The 660-nt window shown below is 40.0% G+C and carries 1 protein-coding gene and 1 pseudogene; one reads left to right on the top strand and one right to left on the bottom strand.

The window, feature by feature from the left end; translation table 11 throughout:
- Positions 1-187, bottom strand: a pseudogene (locus tag ACFINZ_RS11175) (glutathione synthase); the annotation flags it as partial.
- A gap of 88 nt (positions 188-275) precedes the next feature.
- On the opposite strand from ACFINZ_RS11175, the gene ACFINZ_RS11170 reads away from it, so the two are divergent.
- On the top strand, positions 276-660 hold a 385-nt coding region (locus ACFINZ_RS11170; RefSeq protein ID WP_375701551.1), incomplete at its 3' end, for a ThiF family adenylyltransferase.

Raw genomic sequence — 660 nt, 5'->3', positions numbered from 1 at the left:
CTTCTTTATCATGTACGGTCAATGCTTCTAATTTTACAATCACACAACCATCGCGCATAGATAAACGATCTGGTGTATAATGAAAAAGAGAGTATCCACGTTCCTGTGCTGCTAAAGCAAGTGCAAATGTCGTATCACCTTGAATTTGAAGTGTTGAAATATGATCCATTTGAATGGCAATCTTCATAAATAAAACCTCCCTATAACCGAAAGCGGACTGGTCTATGCGCCATAAACTTAGTAAACTATAAAAGAACTATGACAAGAGAAAGCCTATGATACAAGAAGCTAATACAAAATTAAGCAATGAAGAAATCGAACGCTACGCACGCCACATCATTTTGCCTGAAATTGGTGGTGTGGGACAACAAAAGCTCAAAGCTGCACGTGTTCTGGTTATTGGCGCAGGCGGTCTTGGTGCTCCTGTTCTCACATATTTGGCGGCTGCTGGCGTTGGCACCCTTGGAATTGTTGATAACGACATCGTTTCACTCTCCAATTTACAACGCCAAGTGATTCATAAAACAAACACAATTAACCAATGTAAAACTGACAGTGCTAAAGCCACTATAAACGCAATAAATCCTCATGTTACGGTTGAAAAACACACCCTACGCTTAGATAAAAGTAATGTGGGTAAATTGCTCAACGCCTATCACA

This window comes from Bartonella sp. AA81SXKL, assembly GCF_042196945.1.
Taxonomy (GTDB): Bacteria; Pseudomonadota; Alphaproteobacteria; order Rhizobiales; family Rhizobiaceae; genus Bartonella.
This window is presented reverse-complemented; position numbering and strand designations above follow the sequence as displayed.